Source organism: Burkholderia cepacia (assembly GCF_029962485.1).
Classification (GTDB): Bacteria; Pseudomonadota; Gammaproteobacteria; order Burkholderiales; family Burkholderiaceae; genus Burkholderia.
Genome location: NZ_CP073638.1, coordinates 390,396 through 405,100 on the forward strand (window position 1 = coordinate 390,396; position 14,705 = coordinate 405,100).

Annotated in this window: 7 protein-coding genes; 3 read left to right on the forward strand and 4 right to left on the reverse strand. The window is 68.2% G+C overall.

Going from position 1 to position 14,705, the window contains the following annotated elements; translation table 11 throughout:
• Window positions 1–234: 234 nt before the first annotated feature.
• Window positions 235–1,884, reverse strand: coding sequence for a S8 family peptidase (locus KEC55_RS18270; protein ID WP_282509300.1), 1,650 nt, complete (start codon window positions 1,882–1,884; stop codon window positions 235–237).
• Between the two features lie 422 nt (window positions 1,885–2,306).
• On the opposite strand from KEC55_RS18270, the gene KEC55_RS18275 reads away from it, so the two are divergent.
• The 3 genes from KEC55_RS18275 (at window position 2,307) to KEC55_RS18285 (ending at window position 5,293) form a co-directional block, all read left to right on the forward strand.
• Entirely contained in the window at window positions 2,307–3,203 is an 897-nt protein-coding gene (locus tag KEC55_RS18275) for a glutamate/aspartate ABC transporter substrate-binding protein (RefSeq protein WP_282509302.1), read from the forward strand.
• A 301-nt stretch (window positions 3,204–3,504) separates the two neighbouring features.
• Complete coding sequence (locus KEC55_RS18280) at window positions 3,505–4,752, forward strand: multidrug effflux MFS transporter (protein WP_282509303.1); 1,248 nt, start codon at window positions 3,505–3,507, stop codon at window positions 4,750–4,752.
• A gap of 19 nt (window positions 4,753–4,771) precedes the next feature.
• Window positions 4,772–5,293: a GNAT family N-acetyltransferase gene (locus tag KEC55_RS18285; RefSeq protein ID WP_282509305.1), complete on the forward strand. Its 522-nt coding sequence runs from the start codon at window positions 4,772–4,774 to the stop codon at window positions 5,291–5,293.
• Between the two features lie 29 nt (window positions 5,294–5,322).
• On the opposite strand, the gene KEC55_RS18290 is transcribed toward KEC55_RS18285, so the two are convergent.
• From KEC55_RS18290 to KEC55_RS18300, 3 genes are all read right to left on the reverse strand, one after another.
• Window positions 5,323–6,012, reverse strand: a complete 690-nt coding sequence (locus tag KEC55_RS18290) for a hypothetical protein (protein WP_282509307.1) — start codon at window positions 6,010–6,012, stop codon at window positions 5,323–5,325.
• Between the two features lie 159 nt (window positions 6,013–6,171).
• Window positions 6,172–8,415 carry a penicillin-binding protein 1C gene (gene pbpC, locus KEC55_RS18295; RefSeq protein ID WP_282509309.1) on the reverse strand — a complete coding sequence of 748 codons (2,244 nt, stop codon included), beginning with the start codon at window positions 8,413–8,415 and terminating at the stop codon, window positions 6,172–6,174.
• Window positions 8,416–8,425: 10 nt separating this feature from the next.
• Complete coding sequence (locus KEC55_RS18300; protein WP_282509311.1) at window positions 8,426–14,467, reverse strand: alpha-2-macroglobulin family protein; 6,042 nt, start codon at window positions 14,465–14,467, stop codon at window positions 8,426–8,428.
• Between the last annotated feature and the right edge of the window lie 238 nt (window positions 14,468–14,705).

Genomic DNA, 14,705 nt, shown 5'->3' on the forward strand with positions numbered 1-14,705 from the left:
AGTTGGTCAAGCACCAACTACAACTCGCATCGGTGTTCACAGAACACTCCATGTAATTAGACGGGAGCGATGGTAATGGCTCGCTGTGCGAAGCGTCAACCCTTTTGTCAGGTGTTATTTCGTGATGCGTAATCGGGTCGATGCGGGCGCGCGGAATCGCCGGAGGGCCGGTAACGAAACGGCCGCGCGCACGCCGTGGTGGCGTGCGCGCGGCCGCGTCGAACCGGGTGCCGGTTACAGGTTTGCCGACGCGACAGCGGCCCCTGCGTCGAGGATGCCCGAGCCTGCCGGCATCGCGGTGCACGACGTGCCGGCTGCCAGCTTCGCCGCGCGCGTACCGCCTTGCAGCTTCTGCTGGATCTGCGCGGGCGTCAGGTTGCCGTTCACCGACAGCATCAGCGCGGCGACACCCGTCACTTGCGGCGTCGCGAGGCTGGTGCCGTTCGCGGGGCCGTAGGTGTCCGAGCCCGGTGTCGTGGTGCCGGTGTTCGACGTCGACAGGATGTTGACGCCCGGCGCGCTCAGCGCGACATCGGCGCCGAAGTTGCTGAACGATGCGCGGCGGCCCGTCGCGTCGGTCGCGCCGACGCTGATCACGCCGCGGCAGTTCGCGGGCTGGTCGAGCCCGGTCGACAGGCCGTCGTTGCCGGCTGCGACGATGACCGTCACGCCCTTCGCCGTCACGTCGTCGATCGCCTGCTGGAACGTCGTGCTGCATGCGCCGACGCCGCCGAGGCTCAGGTTGATGACCTTCGCGGGCCGCGGGTTCGTCGGGACGCCGTTGACGGCGATGCCGGCTGCCCAGCGCATCCCGTCCGCGATGTCGCTCGTCACGCCGCCGCACTTGCCGAGTACGCGTACCGGCAGGATCTGGCCGAGCCACGACACGCCGGCGATACCGGTGCCGTTGTTGGCGGTCGCGCCGATCACGCCCATCACGCGCGTGCCGTGCCAGCTGCTGTCGCTTGGCTGGCTCGCGCAGTGATAGTACGGGCCGTTTGCGTTGTCGAGTTCCTGCTGCGTGACCCAGTCGCCCGGATCGGTCGCGTCAGGGCTGCGCGTCAGTCCGTTGTTGCTGGTGTTGACGTTGCTGATGAAGCTGTAGCCGGACAGCAGGTTGCCGACGAGGTCGGCGTGCGGCCGGTAGCCCGTGTCGAGCACGGCCGTGACGACGGTCGGCGAACCCTTGGTCACGCTCCACGCGGGCGGCAGGTCGATCCCGGCCGTCGGATCGGACAGGTACCACTGCTGGCTGTAGAGCGGGTCGCTCGGCGTGTCGCGAACCTGCATCGGGTGATCCGGTTCCGCGTAGTCGACATCGCTGTCGGCCGCGAATGCCTGCGCGAGCGCGGCTGCGTCGGTCGCCGCCATGCGCTGGCCGAGCGACAGCACGGCTGCGCCGTTCGAGATCGTCCGCTCGACCTGCACGTTCACCGGCGCTTGCGCGACCGTGCTCGCATAGGCACGCGCGCTGCCGGTCACCGGTGCCGTCCAGCGCGTCATCGAGCGCTGGATGACCGCGTCGAGCCGCGTCCCGTTGTCGATGGCAGCCATCGCACGCGTGGCCGTCAGCGTCTTCAGCTTGACGATCAGGTGATCGACGGGCGGCTCGACCGGCGCCGTCTGCGCGGCCATCTGCACGGCGGCCTGCTGCGTGGCGCACGCGTTGCTGCCGGTGGAGGCGGGCGGGGTCGTGGGGGTGGTGGGCGTGGGGGACGGCGTCGGAGCCGGTGCGGCGTTGGAGGAGGAAGGGTTGCTGCCGTCGCCGCCGCCTCCGCCGCCGCAACCGGCGAGGGGCAGGAGGGCGGCGGCGGACAGCATGCCGGCGAGCATGCGCGCGTGTGCGGAGCGCGCCAGCGCAAAATTGAAACGTTTGGCTCTCATGTTGAAACTCGATCCTCGTAGATAACCGTCGTGCCGGCGGTGGCGCTGGTCCGGCTGACCCGGACCTTGTCTTTTTTTGTCTGACGGTTGCAGCAAGGTTGCTGCGACGCGCCATGCACTGGGTAACGGCCAGCGCGGCGGCTTCTTGAGTGCGTTTCACGAGAAAAACAGAGGGGGCCGCAAACGATTACGTTGCTGCGTTGCGGCATGAACGCGCGTTTGGAACGAGTGACACAGAGCATGGGGCGAGTCCGCGCGCGGCCGCTCAGCCAGACGTGCGGCGCGGACGCGATTGGCGCGGCACGGAAAACGTCTTTCACGGCGCGGCCGGGGTGGAAGGTTGTTTACGCTTTCCCTGATGCGACGCGAATATTGTCGGGCGTAGGATCGCGATTCGATCAACGTTTCATCAGGAGAAAAGCATGGATCGCCGCTTCCGTTTGCTGGCTGTCGCGCTGTCCTGTGCGCTGGCGGGCGCCGCGCACGCGCAGGCCCTCACCGGTACGCTGAAGAAGATCAAGGACACGGGTGTCGTGTCGCTGGGCATTCGCGAATCGTCGGTGCCGTTCTCGTATTCGGACAACCAGCAGAAGAACATCGGCTACTCGCGGGACATCGCGTCGCGCATCATCGACCAGTTGAAGACGGAACTGAACGCGCCGAACCTCACGGTAAAGGAAATCCCGATCACGTCGCAGAACCGGATTCCGCTGCTGCAGAACGGGACGATCGATTTCGAATGCGGCTCGACGACGAACACGCTCGAACGGCAGAAGCAGGCCTCATTTTCGAACAGCATCTTTTTGTATGGCATCCGCTTCAGCACGCGCAAGGATTCGGGCGTGAAGGACTTCACGGACCTGGCCGGCAAGACGGTCGCGACGACGGCCGGTACGTCGGACGAGCGCCTGTTGCGCAAGCTCAACGAAGAGAAGGCGATGAACATGACGATCATCAGCGCGAAGGATCACGCCGAAGCGTTCATGAACGTCACGACCGGGCGTGCGGTGGCGTTCGTGATGGACGAGCCGCTGCTGTACGGCGAGATCGCGAAGGATCGCAATCCGGGCGCGTATACGGTGACGGGCACGCCGCTCGTCCACGAGAACTACGCGTGCATGATGCGCAAGGACGATCCGGCGTTCAAGCATGCCGTCGACGGCGTGATCGCGAAGATGCAGACATCGGGCGCGGCCGAGAAGCTCTACAACCAGTGGTTCACGCAACCGATTCCGCCGAAGGGCGTGAGCCTCGACTATCCGTTGTCGGCGGAGATGAAGCAGCTGTTCAGGAATCCGACGGACCAGGCGCAGTATTGATCCGGTCATCGCGATGAAAAGCCGCCGGCGGGTGCCGGCGGTTCGGGAGCGGGGCGAAACGCGTCAGCGGTCGAGTGGATGACCGGCTCGCGTGGCGGGCGGGCCGGCACAATGACGGAACCGCCCCGGAGCGCGTATTTCAGGATGTGCGGCAATCGGCATTCAACCGCGCCTGCGCCATGGGAATCCTGTCGCCCGATGCAACAACAGGCACAATACGGGATTCGCCACGACCGCACGCATGTTCGCAATTCGAACATTGACGGCGCGTCACTGCTGCCCGAGATCCTTCCCAGTCGTCATGAACGCCACCCTCAACTCCGCGCGCGAGTCGAATTCGCCGCGCTTCCTGCTGTTCCTGATCTGCCTGTTTTCGTCCGCCGGTCAACTCGCCATCGATATTTACGTGCCCGCGCTGCCCGATATGGCACGGTCGTTCGCTACCACGCCGCAGGCGATCCAGTCGAGCGTGTCCGTTTACATGGCGGCCTATGCGCTCGGCCAGCTGATCTTCGGCCCGATCGCCGACGCGTACGGGCGCAAGCGCGTGCTCGCGTTCGGGCTCGTGATCTACACGATCGGCTGCCTGCTGTCGCTCGGCGCGCCGAATCTCGAGACGTTCATCCTGGCGCGCTGCCTGCAAGGATTCGGGATCGCGACCACCAATCTGCTCGCGAAGGCGATCATCACCGATTCGTTCTCGGGCCAGGCGCTGATGCACGCGTTCACGTACATGTCGATCGCGTGGGGGCTCGCACCGATCATCGCGCCGGTGATCGGCGCGCACCTGCAGGAATGGTTCGGCTGGCGCGCGTGTCTCGTGTTCCTGCTGGTGTACTCGCTGGCGATGTGGGCGCTGCTGTGGCATTACCGTGAAACCTTGCCGAAGCCGGTGCACCTCGAGCCACGCACGCTGATGACGAATGCGGGCAAGGTCCTGGCGAGCCCGGTGTTCCAGAGCTGCTTCCTTGCGCAGGGCCTGTGCTACAGCATCCTGCTCGTGTTCAACATCGTCGGGCCGTTCATGGTGCAGACCACGCTGCACAAGCCGCCGACCTTCTTCGGCTACCTCGCGCTCGGGATCGGGCTGATGTATTTCCTCGGCGGCCTGTCGAACCGGATTCACGGCCGCGGGCTGCCGAGCGCCGAGCAACGGCTGCGCATCGGCGCGCGCGTGATGGCCGGCGCATCGGTCGCGATGCTGGTGCTCGCGTTGACCGTCGGCCTGCGCGTGTGGACGCTCGCGACGCCGGTGCTCGTGATGGGCTTCTGCGCGGGTGCGATGTATCCGACGCTGATGGCCAAGGGCAATTCGCTGTTTCCGCACATCGCCGGGCTGACGAGCGCGATCCTCGGCTGCGCGCTGCTGCTCGTGTCGTCCGCGATGATGGGGCTGGCCGGTTTCGTGTCGATCCATGTGCTGACGCCGCTTGCCGTGTTCTTCGTCGCGCTGTCGTTCATCGTCGTGTGGATGGTGACGAAGCTGCTGCGCTACCTGTCGCAGCAACAGGCCGCGCCCGTCGTGTGCGGGAGCGGGGAGGCCGCGTAAGCGCTGCCTGCCGACCACCATGAACCGGATCCTGCTGAACCGCGTCGCCCGATCCGACGCCGCCGACCTGATCGCCGCCAACCGCGCGAGCCGGCGTCACCATCTGCCGTGGGTCGACTCGTTCATCGACCAGGCAGGATTCGACCAATGGTTCACCTGCTGCCTGACGGGGCCGAACGTCGGCCTCGTCGCGCGCGAGCAGGCTTGCGGCGCGGTGGTCGGTGTCGTGAATCTCAACGAGATCGTCGGTGGCGTGTTTCAGAGCGCGTACCTCGGGTACTACGGGATGGCGGATTTCAGTCGCAAGGGGCTGATGACGGATGCGCTGCGCGCGGCGATCGCCATCGCATTCGGCGAGCTGGGTCTGCATCGGCTCGAAGCGAACATCCAGCCGGGCAACCACGCGTCGATCGCGCTGGTGCGGCGGCTCGGCTTCACGAAAGAGGGTTTTTCGCCGCGCTATCTGCGCATCGGCGGCGAGTGGCGCGACCACGAACGTTGGGCGTTGCTGGCGGACGGCGAGGGCGAAGCGGGCGCGTGACGTCCCGTTCTTCTTCGGTGCCAGACTGCCTACAGCGGATGTGCGGCGCCGGCCTGCGCCAATAACGAAACGGCGGCCGGATCGGGCTGTCCGTTCGAATCGATCGCGCCGGCCTTGGCGAGCGCAACGAGGTCGCTGTCGACACCCGGTTGCCCGACCACGAACGATGTGGTCAGGAACGCAGGCGCCGCGAGCGTGACCGCGTAACGCTGCTGCAGGTTCGACACCACGGCCGATTGCGCGGCCTGGACCGCGTTCGGGTCGTTCATCACCTGCTGATCGTGCAGGCTGCCCTGGAAATTACCGATCAGCCCGGCCGTGTTCGTGCCGAGCTGGGCCGCGAGATACACGAGCATCAGCTCGGTCTCGGGCGTCGTATTGAAGGTGCCGCCCGCATACGCCAGCGAATGCAGGCTCGTGCCGCCCGACGTCACGGTGATGACGCACGGCAGCGTGGCGTTGACCGTCACGCGGTAGTTGCCGCCGCCGTCCGTCAGCGTCGTCGCCGAGCCCGCCGCGCAACTGACCGTCACCTGCGCGCTCGCGAGCGCGTCGCCCGTTGCGGCCGTGCCGGACAGCGCGACGGTCTGCGTATTGTTGTTGAAGCAGACATCGACGCCGAAGCAGGCATCGCCGTTGCACGCCTGGAGGGCTGCGAGCGTTGCAACGCACAAAGCGCCCAGCGCGGGGCGGGTGAAGCGTTCGTGGCGAATGTTCATGGTCGCGGGCAATCGGGAGAATGGGGCAACCGGCGAGCGTCGGGAATGCGGCGCTGTTCTCATTCTAGGTCCCGGATCGGCGTGCTGCTTGCCCGTTTGACCCGGTCGCGACGACATCGACGCAAATGCGTCCGCGTCGGGGCTGGCCGCCTCACCCGTTCAGGGCTTGCGCGCGGCCGTCTTCGTGAACGCGCCGCGCACCTCGAAGGTGATCGCATCCGCGACGTTGCCGCGTGCGTCGACGAGTTCGAGCCGGTGCCGTCCCGGCCACGGCAGCCACGCGACACGATCGGCATGCCCGATCACCTTGTCGTCAAGCCGCCACGCGAACTTCGTCGCGTGCCCGGCCGAGCGCTCGAACCAGATGCGCTGGTTCTTCGGCGGAATGTCGGGGTCGATCGCGAAGATCGTGCCGTCGGTCGGCGCGCCGATCGTCAGCGGCGCACGCGCGCCGTCCTTGCCCGGCGTGACGGGCGCGGCGAGCCGGATCGTGTCGACCGCCGTCCCGGACAGGAACCACTCGTTGCGTGCCGGCTCGATATCGCGTTCGAACGCGATGCGGCGCGTCTCGACGCCCGCCGGCGCGCGCGGCGCACGGCTCGGCAGGTCGCGGTGCAGGTAGCCGACGACGGCCGACCACACGGGCGACGCGCCCGTGACGCCCGACACGTCCCACATCGGCGAGCCGTCCGCATTGCCGACCCACACGCCGACCGTATAGCGCGACGTGTAGCCGACGGTCCAGTTGTCGCGCATGTCCTTGCTGGTGCCGGTTTTGACGGCCGAGAAGAAGCGCGTCGCGAGCGGGTTGTCGAAGCCGAACGTGCGGACGCGCGCGTTGTTGTCGGACAGGATGTCGGTGATGACGAAACTGGCCGCCTCGCTGAACACGCGCGTGCCGCTGTCCGTACGCGCAGCCGCTGCCGTGCCGGACGCCGGTGCCGGAACGCCGGCCGGCAGGTCGACGACCTTGCGCGCGACGCCGCCGTTCGCGAGCGCGCGATACGCGTTGGTCAGCGACAGCAGCGTGACGTCCGCACTGCCGAGCGCGAGGCTGAAGCCGTAGTAATCGCCTTCCTGCGCGAGCGGCAGGCCGAGCGCGGTCAGCGTGCGCGCGAAGCGGTGCGGCGTGACGAGCACGAGCGTGCGCACGGCCGGCACGTTCAGCGAGCCGCCGAGTGCGCTGCGCACGCTCACCCAGCCCTTGAAATCCTTGTCGTAGTTCTGCGGAATGTACAGGCCGCCGCCGGCGGCGAGGTTGATCGGCGCGTCGTCGAGCAGCGACGCGGCCGTCAGCCGCTTTTCGTCGAGCGCCTGCGCGTAGAGGAACGGCTTGAGCGTCGAGCCGGCCTGGCGCGGCGCGAGCACGGCATCGACGTCGCGCGCGCTCGACAGCGCACCCGACGATCCGACCCATGCGCGAATCTCGCCGGTCGCGTTGTCGATCACGACGACCGCGCCGTCCTGCACGTTGCGCCGGTGCGCGGGCGCGTTGAGTTCGGTCAGCGCGCGCACCAGCGTGTCGCGCGCGAAGCGCTGCAGCGGCGCATCGAGCGTCGTGCGCACCTGCGCGCCGGCCGCCGGTTTGACCTCGGCCGCGATGCGCCGCGCGAAGTGCGGGGCGAGGGCGGCGCCGTCGTCGCGCACCGCGTTGGCCGGGCGCGCAACCACGAGCTGCACGTAACCGTCGAGCGATGCGCACGCCTGCTCGGCATGCATGTCGCGCAGGATCCGGCATGCACGCTCGGCGATCTTCGCGGGCGCCGCGTTCGGCGCGCGCACGAGCGCGGCCGCGATCGCGGCTTCGCGCGCGTCGAGGCCCGACGGCGCCTTGCCGAACAGCACCTGCGACAGCGCGCCGAGCCCGACCGTCTCGCCGCGGAACGGCACCAGGTTCAGGTAGGCCTCGAGCACCTGGTCCTTGCGCCAGCCGCGTTCGAGCAGCAGCGCGTTGACAGCCTGCGAGGCCTTCTGCGGCAGCGAGCGCTGGCCAGACCGGCGCGGCGAATCGCTGAGCAGCCCGGCAAGCTGCATCGTGACGGTCGACGCGCCGCGCGTGCGCTCGTTCCACAGGTTGCCCCATGCGGCACCGGCGATCCCGCGCCAGTCGACGCCACTGTGTTCGTAGAAGCGCTTGTCCTCGGACACGACGATCGCTTCGCGAAACGCCGGTGACACATCCGCAAGCGACACCCAGTCGCCGCGCCGTTCGGTGAGGTCGACGCGCGTGCGCTGCAGCGGCGTGCCGTCGCGCGCGAGCAGCACCCAGTCGGAGCTGCGCCAGTTGCGGCGCACTTCGTCGTAGCTCGGCAGCGCATGCGCGACGAGCGGCACGGCCAGCACGACGGCGACGAATACGCGGCCGGCGAAACGCGCCGGCCGCGGCATTACCTGATCGATCATCGCTTGCTCGTTACTTGCCCGCGTCGGCCGGTTTCACGGTCATCGGCGGGTTCGGCCACAGGCCGTACACGGACGGTGCGTACAGCGCCTCGACGCGCGTCGGCGGCAGCCCGAAGGTGCCGACGTTGTTCAGGCGCACGGTGTATTCGACCGAGAATTTGCCCTTCGGCAGATAGTCGTAGTACGCGCGGTAGCCGTCGAAGTCACGCTCGATGAACGTCGGCCACGCGCCGTCGGGCGTCTTCTCGCCCTGCGTCGCCGCCTCGGAATCGCGGCCGAGGCCCGAGCCGAGGATCGTCGCGCCGGCCGGAATCGGGTCGTTGACCGCAACCCACGTCATGTCGCTCTGCGCATCGATGTCGAGATGCACGCGCACGACGTCGCCGCGCGTCAGCACGCCCTTGACGGCCGGCGAGACCGGCGTGACGGTCTTCGTGATCCGGTAGCCGGCCGCGAACGGCGAGCGCAGCGGCACGGCCGCGAGGCTTTCGACCGTCGCCCACGGGCGGCCCGTGCCGTCTTGCGTGACGGACAGCGTGGCCGGCCCCTGCGACGCGCGCGGCCACGGCAGCATCACGCTGCGGGCAGCGGCGGCGCGGGTGGCCGGGGTGGCCGACGCAGCCGTGTCGGCGGGCGCGGCCGCCGGCGCCTGCGACCACGCGATCGAGCGCTCGTCGCCGCCCAGCGCGACCTTCGTCGCGCCGGCAACCGGCGTGCTCTCGTAGGTGCGCGAGAAGCGCTCGACCGCGAGCAGGCCGAGCGCATTCGATGTCGTCGTCTGCCATGCGCCCTGGCGCTGCAGGGCGAGCAGGCCGGCCGTCACGCGCGGCATCTCGTCCTTCCACGCCGGGTCGCCCGCGAATTCCAGCGCGAGACGCGCAGCGTTGGTCTCGTTGCTGGTCATCAGCCACCACAGGTCGTCGTCGCGCGCGGTCGAGAACACGAGCTGCGTGCCCTGGTACGTCAGGCGCGCACGCAGGATCTGTTCGACCTGCGCGCGTTTCTCGTCGCGTTGCGGGATGTCCTTCACGCGCGTCAGGATCGCGTGATAGTCGATCACGGCCGACGTCGGCCACTGGTTCGGCGCGATCTCGATCGAGCCGAGCATGCGGCCTTGTGCAGCGCCGAAGCGCGACAGCGCCTCGATCGCGGCGAGCTTGCGCAGGTCGCGGTCCTGGCGCGGCGCCCACGCGTTGCGCTCGATGCGGCCGTCGACGAAGCGCGCGAGCCCGGCCTCGAGCTGCGTGCGCAGGTCTTCCGGCAGCGCGAAGCGCGGGTCGAGGCGGCTGGCTTCGTCCGACACCACGAGCAGGTATGACGACAGCGTCGGGCTGCCGTGGTGCGAATCGTCGGACGACGGCGGGAAGTAGCTCGCGAGCCCGTCACCGTCGAGGTAGACGGGCATGCGGGCGACCAGCGCCTGCCATTGCGCCGGGTCGCGCAGGCCGATCGCGCGCGACGTCTGCTGTTCGAGGCAGCGGTACGGATAGCGCTCGAACCAGCGCTTCACGCCGGGCAGCCCGTCGGCGAGCTTCGACTGCAACGACACGGCGATGCCGCCGCGCGGCAAGCCTTGCGCGTTGTTCGCGGCGCCGGCCGGGGAGGCCACCGGCACCGTCAGCGTGCCGTCCACTTGCGCGAGCGTCGCTTGCTGCACCGTGACCGGCAGCGCGGGCACCACCTTCTGCGCGACCGCCAGCGCGTCGGACGCGCGCTTGCCGCCTTGCTCGGCCGCTTCGATGCGCCAGTTCAGCGCACCGGCCGCGTCGAGCGCCTGCTCGGGCACGGTGATCGTCCACGCGACCTCGGTCGCCGTATTGGCCGCGAGCGACACGGTTTGCGGCGCGACCTCGAGGCCCGTCACGCGCGGCGTCACGACAACCTGCATCGCGCGGTCGGTCGTGTTGCGCAGCGTGACCTGCGCACGGAACGCATCGCCTTCGCGCACGAGCGGCGGCAGGCCGGAGATCAGTTGAAGATCCTGCGTGCTGCGGATCGACGTGCTGCCCGTGCCGAAGCGGTCCGGGCCGACCGCCGCGATCGCGACGATCCGGAAGCGCGTGAGCGCGTCGTTCAGCGGCACCTCGACCGTCGCACTGCCGTTTGCATCCAGCGTCACGCGCGGATTCCACAGCAGCAGCGTGTCGAACAGCTCGCGCGTCGGCGCGCTGCCGCCCCCGCCGCCGGCCGGCACGGCCTTGCGGCCGAAGTGGCGGCGACCGACGATCTCCATCTGCGCGGTGGCCGTTTCGACACCGTACGCACGCCGGCGCAGCATCGCGTCGAGCAGGTCCCAGCTGTTGTTCGGCATCAGTTCGAGCAGCGCCTCGTCGACGGCCGCGACCGCGATCTGCGTGCCGGCCGGCGCGGGCTGGCCGTTCGGCAGCGTGACCTTCACATGCGCCTGCGCCTTGCTGCGCACCGTGTAGCGCGTCGCATCGGTCGTCACCGTCACGCCGAGGCGGTGGACGCCCGTGCCGACCTTGATCTCGCCGAGGCCATAGCGGAACGCGGGCTTCGACAGGTCGACGAACGCGGTCGGCGCCTCATAGTGGCGACCTTCGCGCCAGAACGCGCGCGCCCATTCGACGGGCGCTTTCCAGCCCCACGTGAAGAACGAGTACCACGGCACCTCGCGAATGCGGCCGCGCAGCGCAAGCACCGACACGTATACGTTCGGCCCCCACGATTCGTCGACCTTCAGGTCGACGGTCGGGTTCTTGCCGTTCAGCTCGACGATGTGCGTTTCCATCACGCCGCCGCGTTCGACCGCGACGAGTGCCGTTGCATAGCGGAACGGCATCCGTACCTGGAAGCGGGCCGTTTCGCCCGGTTCGTACGACGTTTTCTCCGGGATCACGTCGATCCGGTCGGTGTTGTCGCCGCCGAACCAGAGTTCGTCCTCGCGCGTGACCCACACCGACGTCGATGCATTCGACGTACGGCCGTCGCCGTCCTTCGCGACCGCGATCAGCTGCACGTTGCCGGCTTGTTCGAGCGTCGCGTCGCAGGCCATGCGGCCCTTGTCGTCGGTCTTGCCCGAGCACAGCACGCCGAGGTCGCGCGTGTCGCTCTTGTTGTCGTACGCATAGAAGCCGCCGACCATCCGCTTGCGCGACGACGTCGTGATGTGCGCGACACCCTTGATCTCGATCGGCACCGAGGCACGCGGCTTGCCCTGCAAATCGACCGCCAGTGCCTGAACCGGCACGCGCTGGCCGACCGACACCCAGCGGCCTGCCTTGACGCCGGCCACCACCGCGGCCGGCCACAGGATCGTGTCGCCACGGATCGTCTGTACTTCGCCGTTCGGGTCGGCGAAGGTTGCTTCGAGTGCGATGCGCTTCGGCGCGTCGACGTCGGGCAGGCCCTTGAGCGTGACCGAGCCCGAGCCGTTGCGGTCGAGCGTCAGCGGCAGCTTGTCGGCGATCAGCTTCGTCGCGTCGGGATCGTTGTTCGACGCCGATGCGTTGTCGCCGTCCTGCGAATCGTCGTCGGCATTGCCGTCGCCCTTGTCGGGGCGATACGGCGTGAAGCTGAAGTCCTCGAAGCGATCCGCGAACGGCGGCGATGCCCACTTCATCAGCGCCGACACCTGCACGGGCAGGTTCGATGCGCCACCGCCCGACACGTAGTCGATTTGCACCGCGAGCGGCGCTTCCTTCACGGCGACGAGCGGGCTCTTCTGCGCGTCGCGCGCGCCGATCGAGCCTTTCAGCACCGGCAGGCGGAATGCCTCGACGCGAAAGCTGCCGCTGTAGTAGGTGGCCGTCGGCGCGTCTTCCGGGCCGCCTTCCAGCTCGACGCTGTATTCGCCGAGCTTCGCGGCGGCCGGCAGCGTGAACTGTGTGTCCGCGCTATGGTCGGCCGCCCACGTGAGCGGCAGCTTGTAGGTCTGGCCCGTGCCGAGATGGCGGATCGTCACGCGCGTCGGGTATTGCGACGGGAACGCGAGGCTCTGCAGCGTCTCGGTACGGATGAAATGCTTCATCGACACGGTTTCGCCGGCGCGCAGCAGCGTGCGGTCGAATACCGTATGCGCACGCACGGTCGGTGCGCTGTCGGTGTCGGTCGGCACGTTGAAGCGCCACGATTCGATTCCGCGGTTCCAGCCCGAGCTGACGAACGCCATGTCGGGGCCCGTCTTCGGATCGTTGACGCGAGCCGACACGAAGTAGTCGTCGAAGCGCTGCTCCGACGAGCTGCATGCGTGCTTCGGCTCGAACGGCCCGTCGATCTTCAGCAGGCCTTGCGCGTCGGTCGTGCCGGCCGCGATTTCATCGCCGTTGCAGTCCGACACGCGGATCTGCGCGTTCGGCACCGGCTTGCCCTTGTCGAGCGTCGTGACCCACACGAGGTTGTTCTCGCGGCCCTGTTTCAGGTGCACGCCGAGGTTCGTGACGAGCACGGTGGTGCGCACGTACATGCTCGACGGCTTCGCGAGCAGCGAGCGACCGAGTGCGGGCGACGCGAGTTCGAGCACGTAGAAGCCGGGCTTGTCGATCGGCACACCGACCACTTCGAACGGGCGCAGCGTCTTCGGGTCGGCGGGCGGCAGCGTCAGCGTCTGCGCGCCGGGCTCGCCCTTGAGCAGCGACAGCGAGCGCACGTCGATCCGACGATTCTTCGGTGCGGGCTGTTTTTCGCCGGCTTCGAGCGGCACGTAGACGGGATGCTGGCCCTTGCGGTCGAGCAGGCCGGGAATCTGATTGTCGATCGAGCCGGCCGTCATCGACCAGTTGTCGAAGCGGTCGACGGTGCGCATCCATTGGCGGATCGCCGTATCGTTCTCGACCTTCAGGTTCGCGAATTGCGCGCCGCCCGCGTTGAGGCCCGCGATATGCAGGTCGGCCTCGACGTTGCGCAGCGTGACGGGCACGAGCGCGGGCGTATCGGGTTCGGCGAAGCGCTCGACGATCCCGAACGTGCCCGACGAGAATTTCGCGAGCGGTGGCATCGGCGCGGTGCGCGTCGCCAGCGGAAACAGGTCGGCATTCGACAGCGGCCGATCGGTCACGTCGCGCAGGCCCGACGGCAGTTCGATCGTCAGGCCGGCCTGCGCGGGCAGCGGCGGGTTGAACGTGACGGTGGTGACTTCCTCGCTCTTGTCGTCGGCTGCGAAGGTCGGGTTCAGCGAGCCATCGGGGCCGCGCAGCTTGATCGCTTCGGCGTTCTTGCGCGAGATCGGCGCATTGAACGACAGCGTGAGCGGGCGCAGCGGCGTGCAGGGCGCCTTTGCGTTCTCGCGTTCGCACGAGAAGCTCGCGGCGAATGGCGCGCGTACGGTGAAGTCGAAGCGTCGTTCGGTTTCATTCGCGATGCCGCTCGGGCTCGCGACACCCTTGCCGTACACGAGCTGCATCTTCGCGCTCGCCGGCAGCGCCTGCGAGCATGACAGCGTCAGCACGCGCGCGGCGTCCTTCTTCAGACCAAAATGATCGAGCAGTGCGTTGCGCGCATCGTCGTCGGCAGCCGTGACCGGGATGCGGTTGCCGATGCCGGCCGCCTCGCACCAGATGTTCGCGAGCGCCGAACGCGGCTCTGCCGGGCCGTTCAGCTTCATCACGAAGATCTGCCGCTCCTCGATCTCGCGCGAGCCGGGGCGTACCGACACCGGGAACGGGCCACCCGTCTGAAACGTGAAGCGGCGCGGGCCGCTCGCCGCATTGCCGGCGACCGAGCGCAGCGTGTCGTTGAGCGCGACCGAGCAGCGCACGCCGGGCGGCAGGTCGTTTTCGAAATCGTAAACCCAGGTCTTGTCGTCGAGCCAGTGACCCTGGCCACGCGCGGCGGTCGAATCGTTGCAGGTGACGCGCGCGGGATTCGGCGCGGAGGCCGAGCCGAACGCGACCATCGGTTCGTCGAACTTGACGACGCTCTGCCGGACTTCGGTGACGGTGCCTTGCGGCGACACGCTCACCGTGCGCGCCGCGCCCGCGTGCAGCGAGAGCGCCGCCGCGCCGCCGAGCACCGCGACGGCGCCGATGCGCCAGAGCAGCCGGGTGGTGTGGTTGGTTCGATTCGCGTTGTTGTGTTTGTCGTGCTGCTTCATCGCTCGATTGCCCTCGGAGGGAAGCTTTCTGTTTGATTGCACGCGATTCTAACCGACCGTCATGCCCGCGCATCGCGGTGCGCGGTGTGTCGTCGGCATGCGACACTGGCGTCGGCGCCGCAGATTTGTCGCGTCAACGACACAAAAATGCAGCGAAATGTCGATTGTCTCGGATTGCGGAACATTTAATGGACTATAAAAAGATTGTTCGATCCGATTTGTGCGCGTACATTTCAGA

What these genes read in the sequence shown, in the direction of transcription:
- KEC55_RS18275 (WP_282509302.1), top strand. Translation starts at nt 2,307, where the DNA reads ATGGATCGCCGCTTCCGTTTGCTGGCTGTCGCGCTGTCCTGTGCGCTG.
- KEC55_RS18290 (WP_282509307.1), bottom strand. Translation starts at nt 6,012, where the DNA reads ATGAACATTCGCCACGAACGCTTCACCCGCCCCGCGCTGGGCGCTTTG.
- pbpC (WP_282509309.1), bottom strand. Translation starts at nt 8,415, where the DNA reads ATGATCGATCAGGTAATGCCGCGGCCGGCGCGTTTCGCCGGCCGCGTA.
- KEC55_RS18300 (WP_282509311.1), bottom strand. Translation starts at nt 14,467, where the DNA reads ATGAAGCAGCACGACAAACACAACAACGCGAATCGAACCAACCACACC.
- KEC55_RS18280 (WP_282509303.1), top strand. Translation starts at nt 3,505, where the DNA reads ATGAACGCCACCCTCAACTCCGCGCGCGAGTCGAATTCGCCGCGCTTC.
- KEC55_RS18270 (WP_282509300.1), bottom strand. Translation starts at nt 1,884, where the DNA reads ATGAGAGCCAAACGTTTCAATTTTGCGCTGGCGCGCTCCGCACACGCG.
- KEC55_RS18285 (WP_282509305.1), top strand. Translation starts at nt 4,772, where the DNA reads ATGAACCGGATCCTGCTGAACCGCGTCGCCCGATCCGACGCCGCCGAC.